The organism is Thalassospira lucentensis MCCC 1A00383 = DSM 14000, from assembly GCF_000421265.1.
GTDB classification, from domain to species: domain Bacteria; phylum Pseudomonadota; class Alphaproteobacteria; order Rhodospirillales; family Thalassospiraceae; genus Thalassospira; species Thalassospira lucentensis.
Genome location: NZ_ATWN01000002.1, coordinates 529,252 through 553,021 on the forward strand (window position 1 = coordinate 529,252; position 23,770 = coordinate 553,021).

The 23,770-nt window shown below is 52.5% G+C and carries 20 protein-coding genes; 16 read left to right on the plus strand and 4 right to left on the minus strand.

Annotation, left to right across the window (positions count from 1 at the left end; all coding sequences use genetic code 11):
* Nucleotides 1–2: 2 nt before the first annotated feature.
* The 3 genes from K355_RS0106620 to K355_RS0106630 are packed head-to-tail and all read left to right on the plus strand — an operon-like array spanning nt 3 to nt 3,669.
* Entirely contained in the window at nt 3–2,006 is a 2,004-nt protein-coding gene (locus K355_RS0106620; RefSeq protein ID WP_022731329.1) for an acetyl/propionyl/methylcrotonyl-CoA carboxylase subunit alpha, read from the plus strand.
* Nucleotides 2,003–2,881, plus strand: coding sequence for a hydroxymethylglutaryl-CoA lyase (locus K355_RS23310; protein WP_022731330.1), 879 nt, complete (start codon nt 2,003–2,005; stop codon nt 2,879–2,881). The genes K355_RS0106620 and K355_RS23310 overlap by 4 nt, the downstream gene beginning before the upstream one ends.
* Entirely contained in the window at nt 2,878–3,669 is a 792-nt protein-coding gene (locus K355_RS0106630; RefSeq protein WP_022731331.1) for a crotonase/enoyl-CoA hydratase family protein, read from the plus strand. Before K355_RS23310 ends, K355_RS0106630 begins: the two co-directional genes overlap by 4 nt.
* A gap of 42 nt (nt 3,670–3,711) precedes the next feature.
* Here the strand turns inward: K355_RS0106630 and K355_RS0106635 are convergent, their stop codons facing one another.
* Entirely contained in the window at nt 3,712–4,620 is a 909-nt protein-coding gene (locus tag K355_RS0106635) for an aldose epimerase family protein (protein WP_022731332.1), read from the minus strand.
* Nucleotides 4,617–5,498, minus strand: a complete 882-nt coding sequence (locus K355_RS0106640; protein ID WP_022731333.1) for an NAD-dependent epimerase/dehydratase family protein — start codon at nt 5,496–5,498, stop codon at nt 4,617–4,619. The genes K355_RS0106635 and K355_RS0106640 overlap by 4 nt, the downstream gene beginning before the upstream one ends.
* A 447-nt stretch (nt 5,499–5,945) precedes the next feature.
* Between K355_RS0106640 and K355_RS23315 the strand changes: the two genes are divergently transcribed.
* The 11 genes from K355_RS23315 to K355_RS24835 all read left to right on the plus strand — a co-directional run bounded on the left by K355_RS23315 (nt 5,946) and on the right by K355_RS24835 (nt 19,019).
* Complete coding sequence (locus K355_RS23315) at nt 5,946–7,898, plus strand: ABC transporter substrate-binding protein (protein ID WP_081649477.1); 1,953 nt, start codon at nt 5,946–5,948, stop codon at nt 7,896–7,898.
* Nucleotides 7,899–7,980: 82 nt separating this feature from the next.
* A complete protein-coding gene (locus tag K355_RS0106655) occupies nt 7,981–8,967 on the plus strand; it encodes an ABC transporter permease (protein ID WP_022731336.1) in 987 nt (328 codons plus the stop codon).
* A gap of 5 nt (nt 8,968–8,972) precedes the next feature.
* Nucleotides 8,973–10,112, plus strand: a complete 1,140-nt coding sequence (locus K355_RS0106660) for an ABC transporter permease (protein WP_022731337.1) — start codon at nt 8,973–8,975, stop codon at nt 10,110–10,112.
* A complete protein-coding gene (locus tag K355_RS0106665; RefSeq protein ID WP_022731338.1) occupies nt 10,112–11,869 on the plus strand; it encodes a dipeptide ABC transporter ATP-binding protein in 1,758 nt (585 codons plus the stop codon). The genes K355_RS0106660 and K355_RS0106665 overlap by 1 nt, the downstream gene beginning before the upstream one ends.
* Nucleotides 11,870–11,878: 9 nt before the next feature.
* Nucleotides 11,879–13,087 (plus strand): mandelate racemase/muconate lactonizing enzyme family protein, encoded by a 1,209-nt coding sequence (locus K355_RS0106670; RefSeq protein WP_022731339.1) that lies wholly within the window; start codon nt 11,879–11,881, stop codon nt 13,085–13,087.
* 10 nt (nt 13,088–13,097) lie between these two features.
* The gene (locus tag K355_RS0106675; protein WP_022731340.1) at nt 13,098–14,129 is read left to right on the plus strand and encodes a lactonase family protein; all 1,032 of its coding nucleotides are present in this window, start codon (nt 13,098–13,100) and stop codon (nt 14,127–14,129) included.
* Nucleotides 14,130–14,159: 30 nt separating this feature from the next.
* Nucleotides 14,160–14,903, plus strand: a complete 744-nt coding sequence (locus tag K355_RS0106680) for a ribonuclease activity regulator RraA (RefSeq protein WP_022731341.1) — start codon at nt 14,160–14,162, stop codon at nt 14,901–14,903.
* Complete coding sequence (locus tag K355_RS0106685) at nt 14,896–15,972, plus strand: DUF475 domain-containing protein (protein WP_022731342.1); 1,077 nt, start codon at nt 14,896–14,898, stop codon at nt 15,970–15,972. The genes K355_RS0106680 and K355_RS0106685 overlap by 8 nt, the downstream gene beginning before the upstream one ends.
* Nucleotides 15,973–16,136: 164 nt before the next feature.
* Complete coding sequence (locus K355_RS23320; RefSeq protein WP_022731343.1) at nt 16,137–16,856, plus strand: GntR family transcriptional regulator; 720 nt, start codon at nt 16,137–16,139, stop codon at nt 16,854–16,856.
* Nucleotides 16,857–17,075: 219 nt separating this feature from the next.
* Nucleotides 17,076–18,068 (plus strand): D-2-hydroxyacid dehydrogenase, encoded by a 993-nt coding sequence (locus K355_RS0106695; RefSeq protein WP_022731345.1) that lies wholly within the window; start codon nt 17,076–17,078, stop codon nt 18,066–18,068.
* Nucleotides 18,069–18,218: 150 nt separating this feature from the next.
* The gene (locus tag K355_RS24835) at nt 18,219–19,019 is read left to right on the plus strand and encodes an NAD(P)-binding domain-containing protein (protein ID WP_425425741.1); all 801 of its coding nucleotides are present in this window, start codon (nt 18,219–18,221) and stop codon (nt 19,017–19,019) included.
* A gap of 92 nt (nt 19,020–19,111) precedes the next feature.
* On the opposite strand, the gene K355_RS0106705 is transcribed toward K355_RS24835, so the two are convergent.
* Both K355_RS0106705 and K355_RS23330 read right to left on the minus strand, forming a co-directional pair.
* Nucleotides 19,112–19,579, minus strand: coding sequence for a FadR/GntR family transcriptional regulator (locus tag K355_RS0106705; protein WP_022731346.1), 468 nt, complete (start codon nt 19,577–19,579; stop codon nt 19,112–19,114).
* 69 nt (nt 19,580–19,648) lie between these two features.
* Nucleotides 19,649–20,344 (minus strand): FadR/GntR family transcriptional regulator, encoded by a 696-nt coding sequence (locus tag K355_RS23330; RefSeq protein WP_022731347.1) that lies wholly within the window; start codon nt 20,342–20,344, stop codon nt 19,649–19,651.
* 92 nt (nt 20,345–20,436) lie between these two features.
* Between K355_RS23330 and K355_RS0106715 the strand changes: the two genes are divergently transcribed.
* Nucleotides 20,437–21,498 (plus strand): 2-hydroxy-3-oxopropionate reductase, encoded by a 1,062-nt coding sequence (locus K355_RS0106715; RefSeq protein WP_309471160.1) that lies wholly within the window; start codon nt 20,437–20,439, stop codon nt 21,496–21,498.
* Nucleotides 21,499–21,653: 155 nt separating this feature from the next.
* Nucleotides 21,654–23,726 carry an alpha-amylase family protein gene (locus K355_RS23335; RefSeq protein ID WP_022731349.1) on the plus strand — a complete coding sequence of 691 codons (2,073 nt, stop codon included), beginning with the start codon at nt 21,654–21,656 and terminating at the stop codon, nt 23,724–23,726.
* Nucleotides 23,727–23,770: the final 44 nt, after the last annotated feature.

Consider the following 23,770-nt stretch of genomic DNA (forward strand, 5'->3'; position numbering starts at 1 on the left):
TTATGAAACCGCTTTTTTCAAAAATTCTGATCGCGAACCGTGGTGAAATTGCCTGCAGGGTGATTGAAACCGCCCACAAACTGGGCATTGCGACCGTGGCGGTCTATTCCGAAGCAGATGCAAATGCCATGCATGTCAACCTCTCGGATGAAGCCGTTCGTATCGGGCCTGCGCCGGTGGGGGAAAGCTACCTGAAAGCTGATCGTATCATTCAGGCTGCCCTCGATACCGGGGCCGAGGCCATCCATCCGGGATATGGTTTCCTGTCGGAAAACCCGAACTTTGTTGAGGCCGTCCAAGCAGCTGGTTTGATCTTTATTGGGCCTTCGGCAGATGCAATTCGTGCCATGGGGTTAAAGGATGCAGCAAAGAATCTGATGGTTGAGGCTGGTGTGCCGGTGGTGCCTGGTTATCAGGGGGAGAATCAGGACACTGCGTTTCTGGCCCGTAAAGCAGACGAAATCGGCTATCCCGTCCTGATCAAGGCCCGCGCAGGTGGTGGTGGCAAAGGGATGCGCAAAGTAGACGCGCCTGCAGACTTTGCCGAGGCTTTGCAATCAGCCATCCGCGAAGGTGAGTCTTCGTTCGGCGACGGTCATGTTCTGATTGAAAAATACGTCACCTCTCCTCGGCATATTGAGGTGCAGGTCTTTGGCGATGGTGCGGGCAATGTTGTGCATTTGTTCGAGCGTGACTGTTCTTTACAGCGTCGCCACCAAAAGGTCATAGAAGAAGCGCCGGCCCCCGGTATGAGCCAAGAGGTCAGGTCTGCTGTAACTGCGGCTGCGGTCGCCGCGGCAAAAGCAATCGGATATCAAGGAGCTGGAACCGTTGAATTTATTGCCGATGGTTCCGATGGCCTGCGTGCAGATGGTTTCTGGTTCATGGAAATGAATACCCGCCTACAGGTCGAGCATCCGGTCACCGAGGCGATTACCGGCCTCGACCTGGTGGACTGGCAGCTCCGTGTTGCGGCGGGGCAGGACATACCGGTGACACAAGATCAGATCACGATTTCAGGTCATGCGTTTGAAGCGCGTCTTTATGCAGAAGATCCCGCAAACGGCTTCTTGCCAAGCACCGGCAAGCTGCATCACCTGCAATTTGATCCCAATGCCCGCAACGATACCGGTGTGCGTTCTGGGGATGAGATTTCGCCATGGTATGACCCGATGATTGCCAAGGTCATCGTACATGGCACAACGCGCGAAGAAGCGCTTGAGAAACTGTCAAAGTCCCTGAAGCGAACGCACGTTGCCGGTACCGTTACCAACGCAGCTTTCCTTGATGCCTTGGTTCGCCACGAAGGGTTTGAGTCCGGTGCGTTCGATACTGGACTGATTGACAGAGACATCGAGAAACTGGTTGCCGTTGTCCCCGTTGATGAGCTTGCTGTGGCGTTTGCGTGTTTTGCGGCATTGCAAATTGATTTCGGTGCCGAGCGCGTGGGCTGGTCGCTTTGGGGGGGAGCACGCCGCACGATCAGACTGCTGCATGAGGATGAGGTCTTGGAGCGCACAATTGTGTTCGAGGACGGTGGCAAGGTCCGGGTAATTGGCGGTTCAAAAGAAGTGATGCTGTTTGACGTTCAAACGGTGGGCACAACGCTCCAGGCACGGACAGGTCAGTATAACGAGGCCGTCAGCGCCGATGCGGTTTGTGCTGATCTTACAGGTCAAACGCTAGTGTCGATCAGGTTCCGGGGCCGTGTCGTCGATTTCATCTGCCCCGATCCGTTGGCCGATAGCGGCATTAACAGTGATCAGGGCAAGCTCGTTACCGCCCCAATGACGGGGGTCGTGATCGCATTGGATGTCGAAGCAGGCGCCGCGGTTAAAGCCGGTCAACGACTGGGCGTCATGGAAGCGATGAAAATGGAAACGGCCATTGTCGCCCCAATTGATGGCGTGGTTGAGACGGTGAATTGTCACGTTGGCGAGACCGTTGAAGGTGGTGTTGCCCTAGTGACATTCCGCGAGGACGCGATCAAAGAGGACGCGGCATGAGCGACGTTCTGATTTATGAAGTTGGACCGCGTGATGGGCTGCAAAATGAAAAAAGCATCATTCCGACTGATGCGAAAATCGCCCTGATTGATGCTTTGTCCGGTGCGGGTTTCAAGAAAATTGAAGCAACAAGCTTCGTCTCCCCAAAATGGGTGCCGCAGCTTGCCGACGCCGCCGAGGTCATGGCAGGTATCACGCGAAATCCTGCTGTGACCTATGCTGCATTGGCCCCCAATATCAAGGGGTTCGAGCGTGCAGTTGCGGCTGGTGTCACGGAAGTTGCTGTGTTTGCTGCCGCATCAGAAGGCTTCAGTCATAAGAACATTAATTGTTCGGTTGCTGAAAGTATCGAACGGTTCAAGCCGCTTTTACAGGCTGCGTCAGCCTCAAACATTGCCGTTCGTGGCTATGTCTCATGCGTTGTTGAATGTCCTTATGACGGTGCGGTTAACCCGGAAAGTGTCAAAGACGTCGCTCAGCAGTTAATTGATCTTGGCTGCTATGAGGTGTCTTTGGGCGATACGATTGGTGCAGGCACACCTTCGTCCATTCAGAAAATGCTCGATAGTGTGCTGCAATCTATCCCCGCCTGTAAGCTGGCAGGGCATTTTCATGACACAGGCAATCAGGCAATCGACAACGTCTTCGCCAGTCTTGAAATGGGTTTGCGTACCTTTGACAGTGCTGTCGGGGGATTGGGCGGTTGCCCTTATGCGCCCGGTGCGAAGGGTAATGTTGCGACGGGTGAACTCGTCGATGCGCTTGAAAAAAGCGGCTGGCAGACCGGGATTGATTTGCGCCAGCTAAGCGTAGCGGAACAGCAGATCCGAGCGCTTGTCACAGGGCACACAAACGATCAGGAGGCTGTCCAATGAATTACGAAATGATCCGGCTCGATATTGATCTGCGCGGTGTGGCAACCGTTTCGCTGGCGCGCGCGGAAAAACACAACGCGATGAATGCGCGTATGATTGATGAATTGAACGATGTGGCAAAATCTCTTGCCGCGAACGGAGATGTTCGTGTCGTGGTACTGGTTGCTAATGGCAAAACATTCTGCGCTGGTGGTGATCTTGGCTGGATGCGCGATCAAGCCGAACTCGACCGCGATGGCAAAATGACAGGCGCGAAGGCATTGTCTGAAATGCTGCACGCGTGGAACAGCTTGCCAAAACCGGTAATCGGGCGGGTTCAGGGTGCCGCATATGGTGGTGGCCTTGGCTTGATATCGGTTTGTGACATCGTGGTCATGGCGGAAAACATCAAACTTGCGCTGACTGAAACGCGCTTGGGCCTGATACCCGCAACCATTGGCCCGTTTGTTGTCCGGCGTCTGGGAGAAGCCTTCGCACGACAGGTGTTCTTCAATGCCAAGCTGTTTGGCGCCGAATTCGCATTGCGATCAGGCTTGGCGGCGGTCGTGTGTAGGGATCAAGATCTCGACGAGAAAGTCGAACAGGAAATATCATCCCTGCTTGGCTGCGCACCGGGGGCGGTTGCTGCTGCAAAGCAAATTTGCCGGCAGTTAAGCGAGACGCCGCTAAGTGAAACCGTTGAATTAACTGCGGGGGCGTTGGCTGATCGATGGGAAACCGACGAAACCCGTGATGGTATTGCCGCATTCTTTGACCGCAAAGACCCGCCGTGGCGAAAGGCCTCATAGGAGCTCTATCTCATGGACGATCTATGGTTTGTTTGAGGTGTCTTACCGGTTGACTTGCAATGTGACGGTACCCGTGATCGTCTGTCCGGGGCTCAGAATGCAAAGCCCGGTTTCAGCCGGTGGTTCGGGCAGGGTCGCAAATGCGCCAGCAACGTGGGACGTGGGTTCGATGCACAGGTAGTCTTTTTGGCGCAGCAAAGTTAAATGTGACAAGCCGATAGTTGCAGATAACGCGATCGTGGTTCCGATACCAATCCGTGCCGTTGCATTGGACCAGTTGGCGAAATGTTCGGTTATGCCGAACTGTAGTGCGCAGCTTTCGATGCTGTGTGGCGGCTCAAACGCTTCGGGCCGGTTGGTCTCTTGGTTTTCCTGCCATTGAGTTTTGGCATCGGTGAAGACTTGGCCGTCATATGTGGGTTGAAAATATGGATGCCAGCCAAGGCCGCCGGGCATATTCACGCTGCCAGAATTGGTAAGTTCCAAGGCGACGATCAACTGGTCTTCATAAAGTTCGAAGCGCTGTCTGGCTGTAAAATGATATGGCCAGTCATGGTCGGGCGCAAAGACAAGCTCCATTGCAATGAAGCTTGTCCCCTTGTCGGTGACGTGCCATGGGCGCTGATGCGCCGGACCATGCATTGTATCGAGGCCATTCGCCGCATTGGCGCTGAGCTGGATTTTTCGTTCATCAAGCCGGAATGCTGCGTTGCGCACACGATTGTGAAATGGAAAAAGCGGGAAAGCACCGGCTTTTGGCCATTGGGCGGGTGGAAAGGATGCGTCGCGCAGCGAGACAATCAGATCGCCGTGATCGGCATGGCGCAAAGAAAGCATGCGCCCGCCTGCCAAGGGCTGAAACACTGCCTCGAAGGTTTGGTTGCGGAGGGTGTGGCGCGCAGATACCGGGTCTGAGAAGCGGCAATTTGACGCACCTTTGCGCGGCGTCATGAGGGACGCCACCTTAATGTCCCGTCATGATCAATGACGCAAAACCGTCCGCCTTGAAAATGCTCGGAAATGGTTGGCAGCGGCGATGGGAGTTCGTTTTCGGTTTCAGGACCTGCGACGGCATGTGCACTGTCGATCGGGGTGTAGCCAAGCTTGGATGCTGTGCTGTTGTCCCACCAGCTTCCGGCAACCTCCGAAACACCGAAAACCGTCGTGCAAGTGATGTCGGGATGTTCCAGGCCAATCAAAACAAGCTGTGCCAGGTCTCTGGCGCTGACCCAGATTTTCGCAGAACGGGCGTCGGTCGGGCGTTCTCCGGCGTTGCCGATACGAATGTTCAATGAGCGAATGCCAAACTTGTCGAAATAAAGCCCTGCTTCGAGTTCGCCCCAGCATTTGCTCAATCCATACAGGCTATCGGGGCGCATCGGATCGGTTTCGCTGATCTTGGTTTCGCGCGGGTAAAAGCCGATGGCATGGTTTGATGAGCCAAAAACAACGCGATCAATGCCGTTTTGGCGTGCAGCCTCAAGCACATTATGGGTGCCCAGCACGTTAACGCGCAGAATGTCGTCGATCCCGCGTTCATTGGGGTGGCCTGCAAGATGAATGATGGCGTCGACATCGGTCAGGTTTTGGCTGAGCTCGGTGTGATTGGAAATATCGACCTGTGCCCAGGTTTCATCTTCCGCCAGCGGGCTGGGGTCGGCAATGTCGAGGATTTTTATCGGGCCCACTTTTCCGCTAAGCGCTTTGCGCAGTGCTTTTCCAACTCTGCCAGCGCCCCCTGTCATTGCGATGGACTTAGTGCTTTGAGCAATCGGAGGGCGAGTCATGTCCGAAGTGGCGTTTTCGTTGCGTTTTCTGGGATTTTTCATCCGTCATCCGCCTCCGGGCATGCGTTGTTGCGGGTCGTGAATTGGGGAAAGCATTTCAGGTCCTGATATTCCGATGTTTTATGGCGTTGTTCTGTTTATAGCGTTGATTTCGTATGGAAAACGGCATCATTTCCTTGTTCAGTATTCGCGTGTTTTCATCGCATTTGGAATGCGCAAAGCCATCAATAATGTGCGAAAATTATAAGGCCTATTTTCCTTCCAGATTCAGGAATCATCTATTTATACTAAATTTATCAGATATTTATAGGGTTTCCTTTTTGTCTGATGATTTATAGGTACATTGAGTTTTACATGATGTCATTAAAATAATGTACTATTTTTGTTGATAAGTGTAAATTCCTGTAATAGGCTTTTTGAAGGTGCGCTGAAGAAATCCGAAAAAGTGATGCAAAGAACTCGGGCGCACGGAAATTAGGGAGGATGAAAATGATCCAAGATTTTAAGTCGCTGGTGTCGACGCGGGCCAGGCCTGTTATTGCCCGGTTTATGTTCGGGGCTGCTGTTTTGCCCTTTCTTACGGTGTCAGCGATGGCACAAGAGGCAACAGCGCAGGCACCCGCGCTTATGGAGATGGTCGAAGCGGGAAACCTGCCACCAGTAAGCGAGCGTGTTGGTGAGGAGCCTGAAATTGTCGAGCCGCTGAATGCGATTGGCACCTATGGTGGCGAAATCAGAACCGGCCTGCGCGGCAGTTCTGACCATAACGGCATTTTGCGTATTGTAGGCCCCCAGGGGCTTGTTCGTTGGGACCCTCAATACTCAAAAGTTATTCCAAACGTAGCCAAGAGCTATGAAGTCGATGATGAAGGTAAGGTCTTCATTTTCCATCTTCGTAAAGGAATGAAGTGGTCAGATGGGAAGCCGTTTACCGCCGATGACGTAATGTTTAACGTCAATGATCTGCTCCTTAACGCAGACTTTGCGCCTACACCTGCGCGCTTTACTGCCGGTGGTGAGCCGCTGAAGATCGAAAAAATAGACGATTACACGGTGAAGTTTACGTTCTCGGCGCCTTACGGGGGGTTTCTTGCCGAGCTGGCTGCGCCCCTTGGGCAGAACCCTGTGCTTTATGCCAAGCATTACTGCAAACAGTTCTTGCCGAAGTACAATGACAATGTCGAGGCATTGATCGCGGAAAATAACGCCTCTGACTGGCGTAACTTGTTCTTGCAAAAATGTGGCGACCTTGAAGTTGCAACCCGTTGGGGTAATCCAGATCGGCCGACCTTAGATCCTTGGGTTGTCAAAGAGCCGTATGTTGGTGGTGCAACCCGGGTTGTGATGGAACGTAATCCGTATTTTTGGCAAATCGACACAGAGGGCAATCAGCTGCCCTATATTGACCAGCTTGTCATGCCGATTGGTGCTGACACTGAAAGCCTGCTTTTGGCAATCATTGGCGGTCGAATTGATTTTGGTTTACGTCACATCGATACCCCCGATAACCGTCCTTTGCTCGCGGAAAACCGAGAAAAAGGCGACTACCACTTCTTCAAGGCTTCGCCTCCTGGCGGATCAATTATGGCTATCGACCTCAATCTGACTGCCAAAGACCCTGAGCTAAGGAAGGTCTTTAACCAAAAAGATTTTCGTATCGCGCTTTCAGTTGGGATTAATCGTCAGGAAATCATCGACACGGTTTTGTTGGGCGAAGGTGAACCTTGGCAACAAGGACCGTTCGAGGACCATCCTTATTACTACGAGAAGATATCCAAGCAGTATCTCGACTACGATCCAGAGAAAGCAAATGAACTACTGGATGGCTTAGGGCTCGATAAACGCAATGGAGATGGCATTCGCCTCCTCCCGAACGGGGATCCGCTTCGCTTTAAGGTCGACGTTATTCCTACTTTTGATCCGACGTGGGTCGACACACTGCAGTTGGTTCAGCAGCAGTGGGCGAAGATCGGCGTCGATGCAGAGATCAATACCCTCGAACGGACCTTCTTCTATCAGCGCACGTCCGAAAGTAATGAACACGACGTGGCGATCTGGAATGCCAAAGCAAGCTGGGTGCCAGGACAGTTGCCTCATCAGCTGTTGCCAGTCAGTCATGACAGCCGGTACGGCATTCCTTGGGTAGAATGGTATGAGAGCCAAGGCCAAAAGGGTTCAGAACCGCCTGAGTCGATCAAAGAGCGTCTGAGGATCTATGATAAGTCGCGTGCGACAGCAGATGCGGACAAGCACCGTGAACTGATGTTGGAAATCGCAGCTATCGCAGCCGACGAATTCGAAGTGATTGGGATTTCCAAGGCCTTGCCGACCTACGGGATCGTCAAAAACGGCTTGAAAAATGTGCCTGAAGCAATGCCGAATTTTTGGTCTGCCGGGACGCCTTCAATGACTTTGCTCCAGACTTGGTACTGGGACAAATAAGTTAACGTCCAGAGAGCATTTTGCGGTGCCGCATGTTTTGCGGCACCGTCCTTCCAAATGCGTCACCTAGGATACATAACCAATGCTTTTTGCTTATATTTTGCGTCGCATGGTATGGGCGGTTCCTTTACTGTTCGCTGTGTCGCTCATTGCTTTTGCGCTGATTTCAGCGCCTCCTGGCGACTATATCACCAGTTTTGCAGCGACCCTGTCGCAGTCCGGCGATATTGTTGATCAGGCTCGTCTTGATGCCCTGCGCGAGCGGTACGGCTTGGATCAACCATTCATTGTCCAGTATTTCCAGTGGATTACGGGAGTTGTCCAGGGCGATTTCGGGATTTCATTTGAATGGCAGCAACCGGTCGGGCAACTGATTTGGGAACGTATGGCCCTGTCGGTTACGCTCGCACTTTCAACACTTGTGTTTACTTGGGCCGTCGCTCTGCCGATCGGTATTTATTCTGCCGTCCGCAAGTATTCCATCGGTGACTATATCTTTACCACCATTGGGTTCATCGGTCTTGCAACGCCAAATTTCCTGTTCGCGCTGGTTTTGATGTATGTGGCGGTGGCCTATTTCGGTGCCGATGTATCGGGCCTGTTTTCCCAGCAATATCAAGATGCGCCGTGGTCCTTTGCCAAGCTTGTTGATCTGGCCAAGCATATCTGGATTCCAGTCGTCATCCTGGGGACGAGTGCTACGGCAAGTCTTGTACGCGTGATGCGGGCGAACCTGCTTGATGAGCTTCATCGCCCTTATGTCACGACCGCCCGCGCAAAAGGCTTGTCTGAGTGGCGCCTCATTTTGAAGTATCCCGTGCGGATTGCGATCAATCCCTTCGTTTCAACGATTGGATGGGCTTTTCCGCAGCTGATATCGGGGGCTGTTATTACGGCCTTTGTCCTCTCCCTGCCAACAGCTGGACCCTTGATGCTTCAGGCTTTGCTGGCACAGGACATGTATCTGGCAGGTGCTTTCATTCTTCTTCTTTGCTGTCTTTCCGTCGTGGGGATGCTCGTATCTGACATCCTGCTTGCGGTGATTGACCCTCGAATTCGTTTCCGGTGAGCCAAATGACTGCTGAAATCGACCCTCGTGCCTCTTCGCAATCACCTGAAGACTTTGCTTCACAGTGGCGTCTGATCTGGTTTGCGTTCCGCCGGCATCGTCTGGCCATGACCGGTGTGGTTATTGTCCTGCTGTTCTATTTTGTAGGTGCCTTTGCGGAAATTCTTGCGCCGTATGACCCCAACTCTGCATCATCGAAAGACATATATCATCCGCCGCAGATGGTGCATTTTATCGATTACGACGACGATAATGGCTGGTCTTTTGGTCCTTACGTCGTAGCAATGAACGCCGAGCGTGACCCTTTCACGCTTCAAACGACCTACACAGAAAGTCCGGACGAGAAAATCTATCTGGATTTCTTTGCCAAGGGGCAGCCCTACGAACTATGGGGGATTATTCCCATGGAACGTCATTTCCTGACAACCGAAGACCCCAATCAACGTTTCTTTCTGATTGGTGCTGACCGCCTGGGAAGAGATATGCTGAGCCGTACGATTTACGGTACGCGCATCTCCATGTCCATCGGCCTGATCGGTGTAAGCATGAGTCTGTTGCTTGGCCTGATTCTTGGTGGGATATCGGGCTACTGGGGTGGTCGGGTTGACATGTTGATCCAGCGTGTTGTGGAGTTGGTGATTTCATTGCCAACGATCCCGATCTGGCTGGGGTTAAGTGCTGCCCTGCCGCAGGATTGGTCACCCATAACTCGCTATTTTGCGATTACAATTATCCTGTCACTGGTTGCCTGGACCGAGCTTGCGCGTGTAGTGCGTGGGCGGTTCTTGGCGCTGCGCACAGAAGATTTCGTTACGGCCGCGCGATTGGATGGCTGCCGTCCCCGTAGGGTGATCTTCCGACACATTATGCCCTCGCTGGTTAGCCACATCATTGCTTCTGTCTCCCTCGCGGTTCCAGTGATGATTATTGCGGAGACTTCACTTTCTTTCCTTGGGCTGGGTCTTACACCGCCAACAATTTCGTGGGGCGTATTGTTGAAAGAAGCTCAGAACGTGCGAACCATGTCACAGGCGCCTTGGTTGTTTGCGCCGGGGGCCGCTGTGTGTATTGCCGTCCTTGCTCTGAATTTCTTGGGAGATGGTCTGCGTGACGCAGCTGACCCCTATGCGCAGGACAATAATTAATGAGCACGACCGACATGAATACAAAAGCCAATACAACGGTTCTTGAGATCAAGAACCTAAGCACCGAATTTGTCAGCAAACGTGGTCCGTTTCGCGCAGTGGATGACGTTTCGCTTGAACTGCATGCCGGCAAGACGCTTTGCGTTGTTGGCGAAAGTGGATCGGGCAAAAGCGTTATGTCGCGGTCTATCCTGCAGATCGTAGATCCGCCCGGGCGTGTTTGTGGTGGCGAAGTCTTGCTGCACCGTCATCGCACCGCACGCGGTATGGGTGAGGAAGAGACGATCGATCTTTTGAAGCTCAATCCCAAATCATCTGCAATCCGGAACCTTCGTGGCCGGGACATTGCAATGATTTTCCAAGAACCAATGAGTTCGCTTTCGCCCGTGCACAGGATCGGCGATCAGGTTGGCGAGGCCATCCGGCTACATGAGCGTGTTTCAAAGAAAGAAGCACGTGAGCGGACGCTTGAATTGCTGCGCAAGGTCGAAATTCCGAGGCCGGAAAAGGCGATTGACCAATTCCCGTTTGAGTTTTCCGGCGGAATGCGTCAGCGCGCAATGATTGCTATGGCACTCGCCTGCAATCCCACCGTTTTGATTGCGGATGAACCGACAACGGCTCTGGATGTGACCATCCAGGCGGAAATTCTGGATTTGATTCGATCGATTCAGAAAGAGAGCGACATGGCCGTTCTGTTCATTACCCACGATATGGGGGTTGTGGCAGAGATTGCCGATGAGATTGCAGTGATGCGGTTCGGCAAAGTGGTTGAGACCGGGGACGTTTACGAGATATTCGAAAATCCCAAACATCCCTACACCCAACGTCTGCTCAATTCTGTGCGGGAACTTGATCGCCCGTCTGAACGTCGGTTGGCGATGCGTGAAAAACGACCCGTCGGGGAGCCTTGCCTGGTTTCTGATGGGGTTCGCAAGGTTTTTGGTGCAAGCAAAAGCTGGTTTAAAAAAGAAGTCAGTGGTGGTCTTGTTGCGGTGAACGATGCGTATCTTGAACTGCGAACCGGCGAGAACCTTGGTATTGTCGGCGAAAGCGGTTCGGGAAAAACAACGCTGGGTCGCTGCTTGCAGCGTGTGCATGATGTAACGTCTGGTCACATTCTTTATACCAATGCATCGGGACAAGAACTTGATCTTGCCCCGATGAGCGAAGGCGAACTGGCCCAGCCATGGCGGGATATTCGAACCGTTTTTCAGGATCCTTTTTCGTCCCTGAACCCGCGTATGACAATCGGTCAGATTATTTCCGAACCACTGATTGTCGAAGGCAAGCTATCAGGGAGTCAGATTCGCGAACGTGTTTACGAACTGCTTGAGCTTGTCGGGTTGCCCGCATCGGCTTTCATGCGTTACCCGCACGCCTTTTCCGGTGGGCAGCGCCAGCGTGTTTCGATTGCGCGTGCGATCGCCCCTAATCCGCGGATCATCATCGCAGACGAAGCAACATCTGCGCTGGATGTAAGCCTGCGAACCCAAATTCTTGACCTGCTTCTTGATCTTCAGGAACGCCTTGATCTGAGCTTTATCCTGATCAGTCATGATATCGCGGTCATCCGTTATTTCTGTGATCGTATTGCGGTGATGTACCGAGGACGCATCGTTGAAACCGGCGATACCGAAGAAGTCTGCACGACACCAAAACATGAATATACGCAGTCGCTGCTTTCGGCTGTGCCAGTTGCCGACCCACGCGTACGTGGGCAAAAGCAACGTGTTCGTTACCATGAAGCGACCTGAGGATATCCAATGAAAATAACAGACATAAAAACGTATCTGATGCAGGTGGGCCCACGTCCGGGCATGCCCGCTGGCGAAGGGTCTTTTCGTGGCTCGCGCAACTGGTTGTTTGTGAAAATCGAAACCGATGAAGGTGTATACGGGATCGGCGAATGTTCCGGTTGGCCGCGTGTTATTGAACGTGCCGTTCAGGATGTAACCAGCATCCTGATTGGTGAAGATCCGAGCAACATTGATCGCTTGTGGCATCGTGTTTATGCCGCGTTGATGGGGCATGGCATGACTGGTACGGTCGGCGGCGGTACCTTGACCGGGATAGAGATGGCTCTGTGGGACATCAAGGGCAAGGTGTTGGGCCAGCCTGTGTGGAATCTGCTGGGTGGCAAGTTCCGCGACACGGTTCCTGTTTATGGGCACGCAAAAACGCCGGAGCGCGCGCGTGAATTGATGGATCGCGGCTATAGCGCGATCAAAGTCGGCTTTACCGGCGGTGTTGACATCGATCTGGTGTCGTCGATCCGTGATACTGTTGGGCCAAATGTCGATCTGATGGTGGATGCACATGGGCCGTCATGGATGACGGCGACCGATGCGATCCTTGTCGGGCGTGAGTTGGAGAAGCTGGATCTTCTGTTCTACGAGGATCCGGTCGCGCCAGAGAATCTCGACGCCTTGCAGCGGGTGCGGGATGCTGTGGATGTCCCGCTGGCGGCGGGGGAGAGGGTCAGCACGATTTGGGGTATTCGTCCTTATATCGAACGCGATCTTGTTGATGTCATTCAGCCCGATACCGGCCGTGCCGGTGGCATTACCCAGATGCGCAAAATGGCGGCAATGGCTGAGTCTCATTACATCACCATGGCGCCACATTCGGGATCGCTTGGGCCGGTCGCCGAATTTGCGGCGTTGCACGTATTGGCGACGATTCCAAATGCCTTGATGCTTGAACGTATCGAATTTGATTGGTCCGGTCGTTACGAAGTCGTTTCGCCTGCTTTGAAGTCAGAAAACGGCGCACTGAAAGTTCCAGATGCGCCGGGCCTGGGTGTGGAACTGGTCGAAGAAGAGATCGAAAAGTACCCTAGTGACCGCAACGTGACGGATATGCCAACCAACGAAAACGCATACGAACCTGGAACCGTCGGTGAGTGTGTCTATTTCCAGACTCGCCTTCGTCGTCGTGCGCGTCTGCGGCTGACTCAGACAGACCAAAATTAGGAGCGAGACTGTGCAACCGACCAACAGCACCGCTCCTGAGGTTGCAGGTGCGTCTCTTCTGGTGATCGGCCTTGCCGGGGAAGGCGCGCTTGCGCTCTGTGAGTTAAATGCTCAAACGGGCGATATTTCTCTGCTTGATAAAGTGCGGTTGCCCGATGTTGAGGGCGGCTGTGCGGGGATGCCGATTTCGGTGAACTGTGCAGGCAGTCGGGTATATGCCGGCTGGCGTGGTGAGAAGCCAAGAGTTTTCAGTTTTGAACTTGACCGTCAGGCGCGCAGCTTGTCCTGCCTTGGCCAAGCTGATCTGCCAGAAGGTGTTTGCTATACGGTGCCGACATCATGTGAAAGTCGCCTGCTGAGTAGTTCCTATAAAGGCAGCAAAATCGCCATCAGCCCGATTGATGCGAAAGGAAAGGTCGGGGAGCCGGTCATGATCAAGGACGCGCAGCACGCGCATTGCTTGATCGAGGACCCCAATGGTTTTGTGTATGCAACCAGTCTGCGTGGAGATTTTATCCAGACTTATGCGTTCGACGATACGCGCAATTCACTTCGACCGGTTGCCCGCCGTGAAGTTCCGAGCGGCTCCGGCCCGCGTCATATTGTGTTCTCTGATGATGGAGCGGTCGCCTACCTGGTGTCTGAATTCGTCGGTACCTTAACGCTGTTTGACGTCGGGGCGAAAACGGGGGCGCTTATTCCCAGGCAAACGGTCGCGCTTTTGCCCAAAGGCGAAAAGGCGTGGGCGTCTGAGATTTGCCTGACCCCAAACCGGGACTTTCTGTATGCGTCAGAAAGAAACAGCTCGCAAATTTTTGGCTACCGTTTGAAAGCCAATCGGGAAATGGAGCGGGTATGTGCTGTTAAGGCGCCGGATTGCCCGCGTGCGTTTTGTGTTGATCTTTCTGGTCGGGTGCTTGTCGCCTTGGGGGAAAAAAGCGGTGAAGTCTGGACTTATCAAATTGGAACCAACGGGGATCTAGATTTTGTCAACCGCGTCAATGTTGGCGTTGCACCAAGCTGGGTTGTGGCAGTGCCGTGATCGTATTTCTAGGGATTTAAGGATCGGACGATGAAAGAAAGCACACGCGAAAAATTTATGCACATATCGGTCGCGACAATTGCAACAGCACTTTACAAACGGGGCCTGCGCAATCAGGTAATCCAGGGTGTTGGTCCTGTTGGCAACAAGGGGCGCAACATGGTCGGGCCGGCATTTACCCTGCGCTACATGCCCGCGCGTGAAGATCGCAATCAAATTGATGTCTTCCGCAATCCCGAGCATCCCCAACGTGTTGCCATTGAAACCTGTCCTGTGGGCCATGTGCTGGTTATGGACAGTCGCAAACAGGCCAACGCGGCCTCGGCTGGTGATATTCTGTTGACCCGTCTGATGAAGCGCGGCGGTGCCGGTGTCGTGACAGATGGCGGTTTTCGGGATGCTGCGACGATTGCGGGTCTTGATATCCCGGCCTATCATACCCGCCCATCAAGCCCGACTAATCTCACCAATAATGAGGCTATTGCCATCAATGAACCGATCGGCTGTGGTGATGCGCCGGTTTTTCCCGGTGATGTTATTGTTGGCGATGCGGATTGCGTCATTGTGATCCCTGCAGAGATTGCTGACGATGTCGCCGATGAATGTATCGAGATGACAGCCTACGAAGAATTTGTCGCCGAACAGGTGGCCGAAGGCGAAACCATAATCGGTCTTTACCCCTGCACCAAAGATGAGAACCGTTCGTCCTATGAGGCTTGGCTCTCGACCAAGGGGGCCGACTATTTCTATCATCGGATCAAGCAGAATGCTTAAAGGTGGCGGACAAGAAAGTCCTGTTCAGGGAGGTTCGGTTTACCGATATTTCCGGTGGGCTTTTCTTGTCACAGTGATCGGATTGTGTTTGGGCGGCGTTGTCGGCTGGCAGGCGACGGGAACATTGGGCGGTACTGCGACGATCTTTATGATTACCGCCGTATTGGCCGTGCTTGAGATCAGCTTGTCGTTTGATAATGCGATTGTGAATGCCAACAAGTTAAAAACAATGTCGCAGGTCTGGCAACGTCGGTTTCTGACTTGGGGCATTTTGATTGCTGTTTTCGGCATGCGTATCCTTTTCCCGCTGCTGATTGTCGTGTTGGCGGCGCATGTTGGTCCGTGGCAAGCATTGCTGCTGGCATTGACGCAGCCTGATGAATACGCTCGGATCATGCAGGATGCCCATCTGCCCATTGCGGCGTTTGGCGGCACATTTCTGATGATGGTTGGTCTTAGTTTTTTCTTTGACCACGAAAAAGACGAGCATTGGATGCATTGGCTGGAACTCAAAATGGTGAGCGCTGCTGGCATCCGTGGCTTCGAGATCATGATCGTCCTGTTGATCGTTCTTGGGTTCGCATCGCTTCAGACGAGTGCAGATCACTCATATGCCTTCTTTGTCTCGGCGATCTGGGGGCTGGTAACCTTTCTGATTGTCGAGGTTATCGGTGCTTTGCTTGACCAATCGCAAACGGCGATGAAAGGTGCGGCCCAAGGTGGACTGGGGGCGTTCCTTTATCTTGAAGTGCTTGATGCATCGTTTTCGTTTGATGGCGTGATTGGGGCATTTGCGCTTTCGCAGAACCTTTTGGTGATTGCGATCGGTCTTGGTATTGGCGCGATGTATGTGCGCTCTATGACCATCATGCTCGTCGAGCGCGGTACGTTAAAGCAATATCGATATCTTGAGCACGGTGCGTTCTACGCGATCATCACGCTTTCAATTATCATGTTCGTACAATCCATCGTGCACGTTCCAGAAGTCGTTACCGGAATCGGCGGTGTCGCGATCATTGGATTGGCGCTGTGGTCCTCGGTCCGTCAAAATCGGGCTGTTCATTTTTGAAATCGATTTGAACACGGCGCGTGTGATGATTTGCAGGAATCATGTATTATGTTAAATGCTGACAGTTCAGTTCTAGCGGGCACCACGCCTGCGATGTGATCAAAAGCCATATAAAACGCTTTGCGATGCTGGGATGCAGGAGTCCTGCCGGTAAGAGGAATAAGATGACGCAGGCAACAAAAACAAAACAGGACGGCACTACTTCTCGAACCAAGAATAAAAAGGTGCGTGAACCAGGATACGTCCGTTTGGTCCAATCGATTCGAGAAGAAATTTTCAACGGTAGAGTTGCGGCAGGTTCACGCCTTAAAGTATCCGAAATTGCAAAGCGCTATGGAACAAGTACAAACCCGGCACGAGAGGCACTTCAGGTGTTGGAAGGTGAAGGGCTCGTCACCATCGAACCAAACCGTGGTGCCAGTGTTCGCGAAATTAGCGAAGATATGCTCCACAATGTTTTCGAGCTTCGGGCCATTCTGTGGGCTTATATTGTCAGGTCATTTGTCGAATTCGCACGGTCAGAAGATATCGCCGAGCTAAGACGCTATCAGGAAGGCTGCGAGAAGGCGGCCCAACATAGCGATTATTCATCCTACCGTGAATATAACCTGAAATTTCACGATCTGATCGTCAATCATCACTTCAATAGTGAAGCCATTGCAATCATCCGTAAACACGACAGCTGGCTTAGGGCGCTTTCTAAAACAGAACCTTTGAATGTCGCGCAAATGCGCAGATCTGTTGCAGAACACTGGCGCATTGTTGAGGCCGTCGAAAAAGGTGAAGTAGACGAAGCAGTGCGTGCGATCGAAGAGCATACCCGCAATGCTCATACGATCTTCCGGGATCGATTGCGCCGCAAGCGCCTCGATAAGCCCGCGTAAGCGTCAAAGAATAACGAAAATATGAACTTGAAAGTTACGTGATCGCCACTTTCTGACCGACAGTTGCGATGCCCTGCTTGTTTTTTTGTTGGAAAAAATAGTACATTATTTTAACTTTATAATGTGTGATATTTTTGCGATTTTGTGCAAATTGCAACCAACGAGCCTTCTTTCCGGCTTCTTTAATAAACGTTGAAACAAAACAGGATAACGCCCGTCATGTCGTCTTTTGTCACCCTTGCTTCTCACGATCTTCCGTTTGACCCAAGTCAGTGGGCGCGCCTGGAATCTGCGATTGCCCCGGGCAAAATGATCAAGGTTGATACGGCGGATAATGATGCTGTTGCTGTTGCTTTGGCCGAAGCCGAGGTCGCCATTCTCAAAGGGGACCTCGACGCGCGCTTTCTGTCTGCTCCCTATCTTAGATGGATACATTGCGATCATGCCGGTTTGACCAAGTCCGCCACACCCGAGGTGTTCGAAAAAGGTTTGACCGTGACCGGATCAGCCGGTCGTTCTGGTCCAGCGCTGGCCGAACATGCCATGATGTTCGCGCTTTTACTGTGCTCCGGGTACCGGGATTTCTATGAGGCACAGAAACGCCATGAGTGGCGTCGGGTTCCTGAGATGGCGAACTTGCGCGCTCTGAGTGGCCGCACGATGGGCATCATTGGCATGGGCCATACCGGCAAGGCGCTGGCCGTGCGGGCGAAGGCATTTAACATGAATGTCCTGGGCTATCGACGCCGTGATGAGGAGACCCCCGAAGGCGTGGATCGCATGTATTGCAGTGATCGTGGCGAAGGGATTGATGAAATACTTGAGCAGGCCGATATCGTTGCGCTTGTGATTAACCTTTCGGATGCCACGCATCACATGATCGGGGCCAAACAACTGGCAAAAATGAAAAAATCCGCCGTGTTGATCAATTTGTCGCGCGGCCCGGTTGTCGACCAGGCCGCACTGATTGACGCACTTGAAAATGGCGGCATTGCAGGCGCAGGCCTCGACGTTACGACCCCGGAACCGCTGCCAGAGGGGCATAAGTTATGGGATATGCCGAACGTACTTATCACGCCGCATTTTACAGCCTCTTTGCCAGATCGCTCGGAACGTTCATTGAAGATGATTCTCGACAATCTGCAGCGTTACCGCGCCGGCGAGAGCATGCTTAATCAGATCAGTCAGGAAGATCTGTGGTCGAAAAGCTGAACCGACGATCTACCGGTTCGGACAGGTAAACATCAAACATAGTAAAAAAGGTAGGATCAAAATGAATATCGGATTCATTGGTTTGGGTGTAATGGGGCAACCGATGGCTGGCACCTGATTTCAGCAGGACATAGCGTTCAGCTTCATCGGATAAAAGACAAATCCCGTCATTTGGTAGAAATGGGCGGTCAGGAAGCCAAATCGGCAAAGGATGTTGCCAAGGCATCGGACATTATCATCCTGATGTTGCCTGATACGCCTGATGTTGAGGCTGTCCTGTTTGGCAAGAGCGGCGTGGCTCAGGGGCTTGATGCGGGTAAAACTGTCATCGATATGAGTTCGATTTCTCCGGTTGCAACCAAAGAATTCGCCAGCCATATTTCTGACCTTAACTGTGCGTATCTTGATGCGCCGGTGTCCGGCGGTGAAGCCGGTGCCAAATCTGCAACCCTTTCCATCATGGTTGGTGGCACGCAAGAGGATTTCGACAAGGTCCTACCTGTCCTTAAAGTCATGGGCAAAAACATTAATCTTGTCGGGGGGGGGGGGGCGTTGGTGATGGGCAAACGGCCAAAGTTGGCCAATCAGATCATTGTCGCACTGACCATCAATGCGGTGTCTGAAGGTTTGCTGTTCGCGTCAAAAGCGGGGGCTGATCCGGCAAAGGTGCGTGGCGCATTGATGGGTGGATTTTCATCCTCAAAGATCCTTGAAATGCATGGTCAGCGTATGATTGATCGCAATTTCGAGCCAGGATTTCTCATTCCACTGCATCAAAAAGACATCAACAACGCCCTTGATGCCGCAAGAAGTATCAAACTCTCACTCCCATCGACATCACTGGTTCAGGAACTGTTCAATGTCTGCGGTGCATTGGGGCATGGAGAGGAAGATCATTCGGCACTCGTACGGGCTCTGGAAACGATGGCCGCCCATCAGGTGAATTCCTGATCAGTAATTCGGTTTTGCCGTGAGCGCTGCTTGCGGCAAAATCCCCGTATATGCGGGGCAAGAGTATAAGAGTGTTCGTTTGCTAACGTGCTTCAGTATGGTTGTTCGTCAAGTTCTAACGCAGTTCCTGCACCGTCCCAGTGCCGGGTTGATTGGCTGCAACGAGACAGATGCATACGCATCGCATGGCGCGCCCCAGCATCATCGCGTCTTTCTATGGCATTAAAAACGGCAAGGTGTTGTTGGCGGATTGCCATGCCTTTCATTTCTGCTGAAAGACCTGATGGGGCGATAGCAAGCACCATGCCGCTGCGAATCTCTGGCAGCATAGTTTCCAGACAGCTTAGGAAAAAGTTGTTATGCGTGGCACGGGCGACAGAGAGATGGAATTCGAAATCCACTTCAAAGGAGAATTGTGACGTTTGGTGGAGCTTTTCGAGGTCGGACATCGCTTTCTTCAGGCGCGCAATATCCGTTTCGGTGCGGTATCTTGCTGCCGCCGCTGCGGCCTCACCTTCAATGCCAATTCTGTATTCGAAACAAAAATTTCGCGGGTTCATCTATCGATGCTCCAAACTTCCATGCACGGTATGGTTTTGTCTATCTTGCTGCTCTGATGACATATCTCGTCAGGATTTTCCTGTCTGTCCTTCCATCAGTCGCTTATGAGACGAGCATACATGGTGACGCATCGCGGTGCGTGCACGCTCTGGGTCTTTGGCTTCGATGGCGTCAAAAATCTCCTGGTGCTCGTGATTTACAGCTTTATTAAAGTCGGAACTGAAAGCCGCAATATTCCATGTAAGATTCATGCATAATTGTATTTGTGTACGAAGTGACAGCAGTGTGTTGACGTAGAATGGGTTGCCTGATGCCTCGGCAATGCCGACATGAAATTTGAAATCTCTGCCTGCGCTATCCTCAATTGAATCTCCCGGCTGGCAGGTCGATACGCTGCGCAACATTTCCAGTTGCTTGTCAGTGCGGCGCTCAGCTGCAAGAGCTGCCGACTCACCCTCCACACCCTCGCGGAAGCTGGAAAAGGGAGCAATGTCTGCAATACTGGCAATTACCGGAAACTGTACGTCTGAAGACGGCTTTCGCGTAACGAAGCTACCCGATCCGCGACGTGATAAAATAAGCCCCTCAGTACGGAGCCGTGCAAGCGCTTGTCGGATCACCGGACGCGAAACGTTGAACTGACGTGCCATCTCGTTTTCGGAAGGCAGACGTGAATTTTCTGCCCAGGTTCCGTTACGGATGAGATCAAACATTTCACGGTACGTAATGTCAGACAGCTTGTCTGCGACTTCATCAACCGTCACGTTTATCCTCCCAATCTGATGCTTTGGATATTTAGCACGCCCGTCGGAAAAGACATCATTGGGCACTTTGACCCTTGCCTTAAAAACAGCGTGTGGCGGTGCAATTTTTTCCGACCTTACCAGCTTCCAAGCTAGCAAAATTGCATTGTTATCGCAAGCGAGTTGGAAAATTTGTAAAAATCTGTTACTTCCGTTTGGCCAATCAGGCGAAAATGATATCCGGTTATCCCGGAGTGCATACGCGTATCATAATCACGACGGAGGAAACTATCATGGCAAAAATTGGCTTCATCGGGCTTGGCACTATGGGGTGCCCAATGGCTGAGCGCTTGATCAAAGCGGGGCACGAATTGCGGATTACGCGGGTAAAAGATGCGTCGCGTTATCTGGTTGATCTCGGTGCGACTGCCTGCGAAACGCCTGCAGAGGTCACGCAAGGAAGCGAAATCGTTATTTTGATCGTTCCAGATACGCCAGACGTTGATTCGGTTCTGTTTGGCGATCGGGGGGTTGCCTCCACGCTTGGTTCCGGCGCGATCTTGGTTGATATGAGTTCGATATCGCCGCTGGCAACCAAGGAATTTGCCTCAAAAATCAATGCCCTTGGTGCTCAATATGTTGATGCTCCTGTGTCTGGTGGCGAAACTGGCGCACGGGAAGGAACTCTCTCGATCATGGTTGGTGGAACCCGGGATGCGGTGGCTTCTGTACGTCCAGTGTTGGAGGCAATGGGGAAAAATATCACTCACGTCGGCGATATAGGGGCAGGGCAAACAGTCAAGGTTGCCAACCAGATCGTGGTTGGTCTGACGATCCAAGCTGTCAGCGAAGCCTTTCTTCTTGCGAAAAAGGCTGGTGTCGATCTACAGGTCGCTCGTGACGCCATGCTGGGCGGCTTTGCTCAGTCGCGAATCCTCGAATTGCATGGACAACGGATGATTGATGAAACCTTCGACCCTGGTTTCAAAATCGCCCTGCACCGCAAAGACTTGAATATCGCGCTGACAAATGCGGGGCAGCTAAATGTCGCGCTTCCGAATACTGCTGGTGTGGTTCAGATCATGAATGCCGCGATCGCACAAGGCGAGGGGCAGAGTGACCATTCCGCACTATTCCGGGTGCTTGGCGCAATATCCGGTTCAGATTCTGAATAGTCGGCGTGTGATCAGGCAGTGCGCATTATCAAGATATAGATAGTGTTGACAAATTATTACAAATTTACCAAGCTGTGATAGCTGAGCATGGTGTCGAGGCACTGAAAGCGTCGCTGCGCCATGCTCGGCAAACGCCTAAATATAAGGAAAATAAGATGTCAGGGGAAAACGAGCGGGATCGTAAATCTGGTGGAACATCTTTCACCGGAGAAGATGGGTGGTGGCGCCGTCCCTTTTCTGTGTTCCAAACCAATCTGCAAGAGATCGACGCAACTATGGATGTTGAACAGACTCTTGATAGAATTGAGGCTCAGGGTGCGACGACGTGGCTGATTAATACCGGCGGAATCTCTTCGTTTTATCCGACTGATCTGCCCTATCAGACTCGCAATCCCTTTCTGGCAGACCGACCGTCAGGAGATCTGATTGGTGATGCTGTTGCCGCTGCAAAGAGACGCGGGATCAAAGTCCTGTCACGCCTCGATTTTTCCAAGGTATCCCCACGTATTGCCAAGGAACATCCGGAGTGGTTGTTTGTATCGCCGAAGGGCGAGCCGCAGATTTACAACACGCTTTATAGCACCTGTCCGAACCGTGATTATTATCAGAACCGGTCGTTAGACATTCTGGATGAGGTCATTGATCGCTATCCGATTGATGGGTTCTTTTTTAACTGGTTCGATTTTTCCGAAATGGATTACAGCCGGGTCTATCACGGCGTTTGCAGTTGCAATGTTTGCCAAGAGCGCTTTGCGACATACTCCGGTGGCAAGGAGCTTCCCGATGGTCCGGGGCGCCCGAACTATGCGCAGTGGTTGAGTTTTGCAAATGATGTCGTAACCACACTGTGTGCCAAGATCTCGGACCATATCAGCGCCAGACGTCCGGATGCGGCGCTTGTTCTCAAACGCGGTGCGCCGATTGTCTACTACGAGGCAAACAACGCATTCGGGCGAGAGCCATGGCACCATAACACCTCAGAGAATGTCGGCGCGCATATGACTGGTCTGCCCGAGATTTCCCTGTTGGTGAACTCGGTATCTTTCATCGATATGCCCTATCGGATGTCTGGCGAGCAGCCTGAAATGTTCGCGCAATATTTGCTGCAGGCAATCGCGCGCGGCGGAAATCCGTCGACATATATCATGGGTGCACCGGGCCGTATTCCCTATGCAAACCTGCCTGTGGCAGGCCAAATTCAGTGCTTTCATCGCAACCATCATGAAATTTATCGCGGTCTTCGACCCGCCTCGAATATTGCGTTGGTTCGGCCTGATCCGGTGCGCCGCGCTGAACCAGGTTATGCACAAAATGTTTCTGAATTCCGTGGGCTTTTCTCTGGCTTGACGGAGCGTAACCTGCCGTTTGACGTGGTGGCGGTCGAATGCATTTCCAAGATCGCTGAAGAAGGTCGTCTCAGTCAGTTCCAGATGATCATTTTACCTGACCTTGGTCAGGTTGGATCTGATACGGCATCGGCTTTGGACGCCTATGTGGCGGCTGGTGGGAATGTTGTGCTGACCGGAGGCAGTGCAATAACCGACGAGGGCGAAGGCGAACTTGCCACAGGCCCTGCTATCATGCGCGCTGGTAATGTTTTGACCGGTTCCGACTTGTGGTCGACATTCGTGACCGATGCTGAACAAACGCAATCTGATGCGTTTTGTTTTGCGCCGCGTATGGTGGCCGTTTACGGCACCTATGCCAATTACGTTTGGAAGCCGCGTGCCGAAAAGATGGGCCGTCTTGCACCGCAAGCGCCGTTCGGCCCACCCGAAAAGTGTTATGGCCATATCCTTAGCGACCACCCAGCTGCGGTTCGGTTGATCAATGGTGGCAGTGTTACCCAGTTTCCGTGGACCATTGGTCATACCTATCGCGAATTCGGGACGACCGAAATCAGGGATTTCTTCCTCGATTGTGTTGCCGATCTTGCGACCCCGACGGTCACGGCTGAGTTGCCAGATCAGGTTGAAATTGTCGTTGGACGGTCGGATGCAGGCCTGGTCATTCATTTGATCAATCAAAGCGGGATGCGAACCCGATCCGTTGGACCGCACTTGCCAATCTCGGGCGGTGTCCTGCGGATAAAGGATGGTGTCGGTCCGGCGCGGCTTCTGAAGTCGGATAAAGAAATTGAAGGCCAAACTGAAGATGGCGCGCTCGTGCTTGAGCTGCCTGAGCTTGGACTTTACGAGGTCGTCGTGCTGCCCGAAGCAGCGCAATGACAGAGGGGGTGTCATGCCCGGACGGCTAGGTACGGGCATGACTT

Bases quoted from the DNA above. Each gene is read 5' to 3' on its own strand.
- K355_RS0106660 (WP_022731337.1), top strand. From the start codon at position 8,973: ATGACTGCTGAAATCGACCCTCGTGCCTCTTCGCAATCACCTGAAGAC.
- K355_RS23320 (WP_022731343.1), top strand. From the start codon at position 16,137: ATGACGCAGGCAACAAAAACAAAACAGGACGGCACTACTTCTCGAACC.
- K355_RS23335 (WP_022731349.1), top strand. From the start codon at position 21,654: ATGTCAGGGGAAAACGAGCGGGATCGTAAATCTGGTGGAACATCTTTC.
- K355_RS0106695 (WP_022731345.1), top strand. From the start codon at position 17,076: ATGTCGTCTTTTGTCACCCTTGCTTCTCACGATCTTCCGTTTGACCCA.
- K355_RS23310 (WP_022731330.1), top strand. From the start codon at position 2,003: ATGAGCGACGTTCTGATTTATGAAGTTGGACCGCGTGATGGGCTGCAA.
- K355_RS0106655 (WP_022731336.1), top strand. From the start codon at position 7,981: ATGCTTTTTGCTTATATTTTGCGTCGCATGGTATGGGCGGTTCCTTTA.
- K355_RS0106705 (WP_022731346.1), bottom strand. From the start codon at position 19,579: ATGAACCCGCGAAATTTTTGTTTCGAATACAGAATTGGCATTGAAGGT.
- K355_RS23315 (WP_081649477.1), top strand. From the start codon at position 5,946: ATGATCCAAGATTTTAAGTCGCTGGTGTCGACGCGGGCCAGGCCTGTT.
- K355_RS0106685 (WP_022731342.1), top strand. From the start codon at position 14,896: ATGCTTAAAGGTGGCGGACAAGAAAGTCCTGTTCAGGGAGGTTCGGTT.
- K355_RS0106665 (WP_022731338.1), top strand. From the start codon at position 10,112: ATGAGCACGACCGACATGAATACAAAAGCCAATACAACGGTTCTTGAG.
- K355_RS0106635 (WP_022731332.1), bottom strand. From the start codon at position 4,620: ATGACGCCGCGCAAAGGTGCGTCAAATTGCCGCTTCTCAGACCCGGTA.
- K355_RS0106670 (WP_022731339.1), top strand. From the start codon at position 11,879: ATGAAAATAACAGACATAAAAACGTATCTGATGCAGGTGGGCCCACGT.
- K355_RS0106620 (WP_022731329.1), top strand. From the start codon at position 3: ATGAAACCGCTTTTTTCAAAAATTCTGATCGCGAACCGTGGTGAAATT.
- K355_RS0106640 (WP_022731333.1), bottom strand. From the start codon at position 5,498: ATGAAAAATCCCAGAAAACGCAACGAAAACGCCACTTCGGACATGACT.
- K355_RS0106680 (WP_022731341.1), top strand. From the start codon at position 14,160: ATGAAAGAAAGCACACGCGAAAAATTTATGCACATATCGGTCGCGACA.
- K355_RS0106630 (WP_022731331.1), top strand. From the start codon at position 2,878: ATGAATTACGAAATGATCCGGCTCGATATTGATCTGCGCGGTGTGGCA.